Genomic DNA, 7267 nt, shown 5'->3' on the forward strand with positions numbered 1-7267 from the left:
TCATCGGGCCGCGAAGCCCACGCGGGGATGTCGTCTTATCCCAGGTCGCGCTGGAACGCGTAGGCGTCATCCAGCAGCAACGAGGACTCCAGGATGTGGCCTTCACGGACGCGGGTCATCAGGCAGCCACCCAGCTCCACGGGAGCACGGCCGGGCGACGCAGGGGCCGTCACCCGGAAGCGGGCGTAGACGTGCTCGGGGCCCGGGACGACGTGGGCCACCTCCAGGCGAGCGCCCCGGGAGGAGAGCAGCGCCGCGAAGTCGCGCACGAACCTCCCCACGTGCTCCGGGCCCTTGTGCTCGCCTGCCAGGGGCACGTCCCCCCGGAAGCGGAACACGGACGCATCGTCCAGGTAGCCGGAGAGCGTCGCGGCATCCGCGCCCGCCAGCGCCTCCAGGCTGCGGCGGGCCACCTCCACCTGAGACTGGAGCGCGTTCATCGCGTCCCCCCGATGGCCGCTTCGTGCGCTTCGATGAAGCGCGCGCCCTGGGTGACGAACTCGTCGAAGGCGCGCTGGTTGTCCACGAACCAGTGGGCCTCCACCACCTTGCCGTCCTTGAGGGTGAGCACCTCGCAGATGTCCGCCGACAGGCGCAGGTCCGTGCCCGGCAGGTGCGCGGTGTTGCTCCAGTAGAGGACCGCGTGGTTCGCGTCCGCGAGCAGCTCCTTGAGCCGCACGTTGAGCGTGCCCACCGTGTAGCGGAACGCGTTGACGAAGAAGTCCAGCACCGCGTCCTTGCCCTTGTGCGCGCCCGCGAGCGGGCTGCGGCCCGGGAAGTGGTAGACGACGTCCGGGGCGAGCTGCCGCGACAGCGCGGGCAGGTCCAGCGTCACGAAGCCGTCGAAGCCTTCGCGCGCGAGCGTCATGTTGGGGTGCTCGTCGGGCGAGGCCTTCAGCGTCATCACCTCGAAGCTGCCGGAGAAGTCGCGCTTGAGCCGCCCAAGCTCCCGGGCCACCGTCTCCAACGTGTGGCGGATCTGCTCCTCGGTGTGCAGCGAGGAGATGAAGAAGCGCAGCCGCGCGCCGTCGTTGGCCACCGCCGGGTAGATCATCGGCGCCACGTTGATGCCCTGATCCATCAGGATGCCCGACAGGCGGATGGCCTGGAGCGTGTCACCCACGATGACGGGCACCACGCCGGAGCCGCTCGACGTGCCGGTGTCGAGTCCGTGCTCGCGCGCGAGCGACAGGAAGAGCTTCACGCGCTCGTGCAGCCGCGTCACCCGCTCCGGCTCGCGCTGCATCACCTGGATGGCCGCGAGCGCCGCCGCCGCGTTCGACGGGGGCATGCCCACGCTGTAGATGAAGCCCGGCGACGTGTAGCGCAGGTACTCCACCAGCTTGCGCGAGCCCGCGATGTAGCCGCCGCAGCTCGCCAGCGACTTGCTGAGCGTGCCCATCCACAGGTCCACGTCCCGGCCGTCCACGCCGAAGTGCTCCCCCACCCCGCGCCCCGTCTTGCCGAGCACGCCCAGCGAGTGCGCCTCGTCCACCATCAGGAACGCCCGGTGGCGCTTCTTCAGGGCCACGAGCGCGGCGAGGTCCGGCACGTCGCCGTCCGCGCTGTACACGCCCTCCACGACGATGAGCACGTTGGCGTGGTCCCCGCGACGGCGCGTCAAGAGCGCGTCCAGCCCCGCCAGGTCCTGGTGCCGGAACGGCAGCCGCGTGGCGCCGGACAGCTCCGCGCCTCCCAGCACGCTGTCGTGGATGAGCTCGTCGTAGACGATGAGGTCCTGCGGGCCGAACATATGCCCCAGCGTCGTCACGTTGGTGGCGTGGCCGCCCACGTAGACGAGCGCGTCCTCCGCGCCCACCAGCTTCGCGAGCGCCGCCTCCAGCTCCACGTGCACCGGCCGCTCGCCGGAGATGAGGCGGCTGGCCGACACGGACGTGCCGTAGCGGTCGATGGCGTCCTTCGCCGCCGCCGACACGTCCGGGTGACCGGACAGGCCCAGGTAGTTGTAGCTGGCGAAGTTGACGACCTCGCGCTGACCGATGACGGCGCGGTCGCCGTTGATGCCCTCGCAGCGGCGGAAGTACGGGTTGCCCACGCCCGGCACGTCCAGGAGCCGCAGGCGCCGGCTGTTGTTCTTCACGTCGTCGTCGTCCGCGAAGCTGGGCGCCGCGCTCGTCGTCCGCGGCTCCACGCGCACGCGGTTCGTGATGACGTTGGGGTTGCCCTGCGCCGCCGCCTGGCCCAGGTGCTGGGCGAGCTGCGAGATGGTGGGGTAGTCCCACACGAGCGTGCTCGCGAGCCGGCGCTCCAGCAGGTCCTCCAGGTCGCCCGACAGCGTCACCGCCTCCACGGAGTCGAGGCCATAGCGCGTGAGCGGCACCTTGACGTCGATCTCCTGCGCCGAGCGCTGCATCAGCGTCGCGATGCGCTGGACGAGCCAGCTCTCGATCTGCTGCGCGCTTCCCCCGGGCCGTAGCTCGGGGGTACCGCCATCCTGTGGCGAAACGGAAGTGTCTTGGGCGTTCACGGTGCGTCCCTCGGGGAAAGGAACTGCGGGGGTGCTGCAGGGGGAGAAGCAGGCTGCCCGGTCAGGCCACCTGGAGAGGCTGAAGCGAGAAGAGCTGGCGCTCGTCGTGGCGGCGGACGAGCTCGGAAGTCAGCGAGTCATAGAGACCCGGCGGCGGCTCGGGAGCGTCGTGCACCCCGGCCTCGCGGAGCAGGCGCGACAGGGCGAGGATGAGCCACGTCCCCGCTTCGAAGAAGCCGCCCTGGGCCCGCGCGTTGCGCACCCACAGGTGCAGGCAGGACGCGGCGCTGAAGAGCACCGCGTAGCGCCGCGCCAGGTCGAAGAGCTCCGGCGACGTGGCGAAGGCCCGCCCGGCGCGCGTGGCCAGTTGGAGCACCGCCTGCGCATGCGCGCCCTGCTCCTTGAGGAGACACCGCGCCAGCGCCAGCAGCACGCCCCGGTGGGCTTCGTCCAGGTGCCCCACCTGGCCCTCCAAGCGCTGCACGGTGTCCGGCAGGCCCAGGAACACCTCGTCGGGGCCGCGCGCCACCAGGTCCAGGCGCTGCGGATCCAGGGGCGGCACGCGGTGGGACAGCGTGAAGAGGTTCTCCAGCCGCGCGTCCAGGTCCGGCACGCCGGTGCCCTTCAGGGTGCCCTGGCAGAGCGCGCGGAGCTGGAGCCCCAGCGAGTGCAGGTTCACCGGCGCGCTGCCGTCGAAGATGCCGATGAGGAGGTTGTCCCGGTAGAAGCGCTGGAAGGCGCCCCAGTCGTGCCGGTCCCGCATGTAGAAGCGCGCGCCCTGCACGGCGGTGAGCCGCTGGAAGGCCCGCTCCGACAGCGACGGCACGAAGTACTTCGCGATGGCGGACCAGGCCGCGAAGCGCTCGGGGGCCACGTGCACGCCGCGCAGCACGGTCTGCGCCACCGCGTCCGCGACGAGCCCATCCAGGAACGACTCCGCGCACGCGCGCGACACGCTGGGGATGGCGAACACCGTGTCGCCGTAGAGCCTGCGGCCGCGCGCCAGGTTCAGCGTGGTGCGAAGCCCCGTGTCCGCCGCGCCCAGCGCCAGGCCGGAGCACAGCGCGCGCGTGATGTGCAGGGCCTTGAGCGCCAGCTCCAGGCCGCCGCCCTCCGGCCCCAGTCGGTCGTCGTCCCGCGCGAGGCAGTCCGTGAAGCGCACGCCGCTGATGTCACAGCCGCGCACACCCAACGTGGGCACGCGCGGGAGCGGCGCGTGGGTGCCGGGCTCCAGCTGCGCCTTGTCCAGCATGAACAGCGACAGGCCCCGGGGGCCGCCCAGGGGGTCGGTGCGCGCGAGCACCATGTAGCCCTCGCCCCGGGTGGCGCGGTTGATGGGCCACTTCTCGCCGGTGATGCGGTAGCCCCCCGCCACGCGCCGGGCCGTCGTCGCGCCCGACAACAAATCAGCGCCGTGCGCCTCCTCCGAGTACGCGAGGCACGGGCTGTGGCCCGCGCGCAGGAACGCCGCCTGCCGCCGCTTCTGCGCGTCGGTGCCGCCCAGCCACGTGAGCGTGGACCAGGCCAGCGTGCTGGAGGACACCGTCACCGACAGGTCCCGCCGCGCGAGCAGGCGCGCGAGCAGCAGGAGCGACTCGTAGGACTCGAAGCGCCCCCCGTACTCGGTGGGGATGTAGAACTCCGGGAGCCCCAACGCGTGCAGCGACTGGATGGCCTCCTGGGGGAAGCGCTCCTCCTCGTCCAGCCGCGCGCCGCGCGCCAGGGACAGGGGGCTCTCTTCGTCCCACGGGCTGCCCAGCCTGCGCTCCAGCTCTTCCGCCCATTGCTGCGTCGAGGGGGCTGGCATGGGATGGCTCGGCACGGGGTGGTTCCTCCGGGCTGCGTCGGGGCTGAGGGTCAGCCGCCGGTCGCGGTGTCGTCCGCGTACAGCGCCGAGATGCGTTCGGCGTACGCGGCATGGATGGAATTGCGCAGGGGTTTGCCGGTGGCCGTGAGCTGGCCATTGGCCGGGGTGAAGGGCGCGTCCGCGCGAACCCAGCGCGACACCCGGGCATAGTCCGGCAGCGTCGGGTTCACCGCCGCCAGCACCCGGTCCACGTCCGCGTCCGCCGCGCCGGGCACCGGGAAGATGACCGCGGTGTTGAAGGGCTTCGCCTCACCGAAGACGACCACCTGACCGATGACCCGGTCCGTGGACACCTCGCGCTCCACCCACTCCGGCGACACGTTCCGGCCGAAGGCGGTGATGAAGATGTTCTTCTTGCGCCCGGTGATGTGCAGGTAGCCGTCCGCGTCCAGCTGGGCCAGGTCCCCGGTGGCGTACATCCCGCCCTCGATGCCGGAGGCGACGTCGCCGGTGTAGCCAGAGAACAGGCTGGGGCCGCCCAGGAGCAGCTCACCGTCCGGCGCGAACGCCACCCGCACGTGCGGCAGCACCTTGCCCGCGCTCCCGGGCCGGTTGCCCGACGGCGAGTTGAGCGTCACCACGGACGACATCTCCGTCAGCCCGTAGCCTTCGAAGGCCGGCAGCCCCACGCGGTGCGCGCGCTCCACGAGCCCCGCGGACACCGCCGCGCCGCCCACGCCAATGAAGCGCAGCGCGGGCATGGGCGGGGCCGCGTTCATCTCGCGCGCCAGCGCCAGCATGCGAAGCACGACGGGCGTGGAGATGACGACGTTCGCCTCGGTCTCCAGGAGCGCGGCCACCAGCGCCGGCACGTTCAGGCCCGAAGAGCCGCTCAAGCCCACCTTCGCCAGCGGCCAGACGACGTAGGCCGCACCCGCGCAGAGCGCCGCGTAGAGCCCCGCCACCGTCTCCAAGAGGAGCGACAGGGGCAGCGCCGCCATGTGGCGCTCGCCCGGCCGCGTCTCGATGAGCGGCAGCAGCGAGCGCACCACGGTGTCCACCGCGTCCTGCGTCAGCAGCGCGCCCTTGGGCTGCCCGGTGGTGCCGGACGTGTACGTCACCTTGGCCATGCCCTTGAGCGCGGCCGGGTCCCGACGGCCGGGCACGCCCTCGCACCAGTGCAGCGCCTTGCCGCCCAGGGTGATGGACTTGAACGCCGGGGCCGGGGCGCCGTTCGCGCGGAACACGGCCTCCAGCCGCTGGGGCTGATCCGTCAGCACGCCGTCCGCGCCGCAGTCGCGCAGCGCGTGCCACATCTGGCTGTCGGAGAAGAACGGCGGCAGCGACGCGACACACGCGCCGGCCGCCTGCGTCGCCAGGTCCGCGATGGCCGCGGCCGGGTGGTTGTCCGTCACCAGCCCCAGCACGGCCACGCGCTCCTCGCGGAGCCAGCGCGCCGTGGTGTCGACGTGGGCCGCGAGCGCCGCGTACGTCACGTCCTGGTCCGCGCCCCGGAGGGCCACGGCGTCAGGGCGCGCAGCCGCGTGCTCCTGGAGCCGCTCCATGATCAAGCCCGCCATGCGTCCTCCTGGGTGTGGGGGTGGGGCCCGAGGCCCCGCTTCAGGTGCCCGCGGTGAAGCGCACGCCGATGCCTTCGAGCGCGTTGCGCAGCTGGGGGCTGCCCTTCGACTCGATCTGCTGGCCGATGGCAGGCACGTAGTCGAGCTCGCTCAGGTTGTCCTCGCCGCCCGTCACGATGGCCAGCAGGTGCGCCGTCTGATCCGACACGTTCTGGTAGCGGCGCATCAGGTCCGGCGGAACGACGATGCTGTCGAAGCGCTCGAGGACGACGGCGTGCTCGCCCTTGTCACCGCACTGGATGGAGAACTTCCCGTCCAGCACCACGAAGATCTCCGTCGTGGACTTGTGGGTGTGCAGCCCCGGGCCCTCGCCGGGCTCCACCTTCGAAATCACCATGGAGAACCCGCGCGGCCCCTGCAGCGCCGGCTTCAGGTACGGGGCCGGCTCCGCGGTGTTGCCCACCAGCGTGTAGAGATCCCGTGAGATGAGCAGATCGAACACGAAGTCCGGAAACGGGACGCCCATGCCCTGGGCGCGCTCGCGCACCGTCTTCTGCTGGTTGAACCGGCCTACCAGGCCTTCCAGCTCCTGCGGCTGCAGTTGACGCGTACCCACCAGGTCCTCCCGGAGTCTGAACGTCAGTTCAAGGGACGATACATGTGTCGCTGGAATGCTCCAACAATCACAGAATCGTACTTTCTCATTTTTGAAGCTTCTTGCGAAGTGACGTCGCTGTTTTGGCTCAAGGCACGTCGAGCGCGACGCCCTGGCCGGGAACGGCCATGACCCAGCGCACGACCTCGGGGCGGTCGCCGCAGGAGATGCGCACCTCGAACTCCCGGCCCGCGGGCAGTCTGCTGGCCAGCGGGGTGGTGCCCTCCAGGAGCTGCTTGCCCAAGGCGACGCGGCAGCCGGTGGGGCGGGTGACACTCAGGGTGCCGGTGCTGTCGGGCGGCGGGGCCGCGTCCGCGAGCGTCCGCAGGTCGATGCGCTCCGCCTGCATGACCTTGCCGAAGCGGTGCAGCTGGCCGTCCATGGCGGTGGCCACGAGCAGCGAGCCGGCGGTGGCACCCGGCGGCAGCGTGCGGTCCTCGTCCAGGCGAATGCCGGAGACGTAGACGCGCTCGCCCTCCTGGGCGTTGACGATCTCCACGCCGCTGGACGGCATGAACACCGCGGCGACCACCGCGCCCACCAGCACGACCCCGGCGCCGATGATCAGCGGGGTGCGCAGGCGGGACAGCGCCGACGGCGGCGGTGCATCGGTCGCGGCCGCGGGCACGGGGGCCACGGGCGCCGCGACGGCGGGCGGAGCCACCGGCTTCGGCGCGACTGGCGCGGAGCCGGACGTCGACCCCGCCGGCGACGGGCGGACGGGGGCGGCGCCATGC

General features: G+C 71.9%; 5 protein-coding genes and 1 pseudogene. All 6 read right to left on the minus strand.

Going from position 1 to position 7267, the window contains the following annotated elements; genetic code table 11:
- Positions 1 to 35: 35 nt before the first annotated feature.
- Entirely contained in the window at positions 36 to 440 is a 405-nt protein-coding gene (locus tag D7V97_RS06065) for a nuclear transport factor 2 family protein (protein ID WP_120609637.1), read from the minus strand.
- Positions 437 to 2488, minus strand: a complete 2052-nt coding sequence (locus tag D7V97_RS06070) for an aminotransferase class I/II-fold pyridoxal phosphate-dependent enzyme (protein WP_147444707.1) — start codon at positions 2486 to 2488, stop codon at positions 437 to 439. The genes D7V97_RS06065 and D7V97_RS06070 overlap by 4 nt, the downstream gene beginning before the upstream one ends.
- Before the next feature lie 61 nt (positions 2489 to 2549).
- Entirely contained in the window at positions 2550 to 4295 is a 1746-nt protein-coding gene (locus tag D7V97_RS06075; protein WP_120609639.1) for an acyl-CoA dehydrogenase family protein, read from the minus strand.
- Positions 4296 to 4345: 50 nt separating this feature from the next.
- Positions 4346 to 5875 carry an AMP-binding protein gene (locus tag D7V97_RS06080; RefSeq protein ID WP_120609640.1) on the minus strand — a complete coding sequence of 510 codons (1530 nt, stop codon included), beginning with the start codon at positions 5873 to 5875 and terminating at the stop codon, positions 4346 to 4348.
- A 40-nt stretch (positions 5876 to 5915) separates the two neighbouring features.
- A complete protein-coding gene (locus D7V97_RS06085) occupies positions 5916 to 6491 on the minus strand; it encodes a cupin domain-containing protein (RefSeq protein ID WP_120609641.1) in 576 nt (191 codons plus the stop codon).
- A gap of 127 nt (positions 6492 to 6618) precedes the next feature.
- A pseudogene (locus tag D7V97_RS06090) lies at positions 6619 to 7267 on the minus strand (serine/threonine protein kinase); the annotation flags it as partial.

This window comes from Corallococcus sp. CA053C (assembly GCF_003611675.1).
Classification (GTDB): domain Bacteria; phylum Myxococcota; class Myxococcia; order Myxococcales; family Myxococcaceae; genus Corallococcus.

Coding starts and splice junctions, on each gene's coding strand:
- D7V97_RS06065 (WP_120609637.1), bottom strand. CDS start 440: ATGAACGCGCTCCAGTCTCAGGTGGAGGTGGCCCGCCGCAGCCTGGAG.
- D7V97_RS06080 (WP_120609640.1), bottom strand. CDS start 5,875: ATGGCGGGCTTGATCATGGAGCGGCTCCAGGAGCACGCGGCTGCGCGC.
- D7V97_RS06075 (WP_120609639.1), bottom strand. CDS start 4,295: ATGCCAGCCCCCTCGACGCAGCAATGGGCGGAAGAGCTGGAGCGCAGG.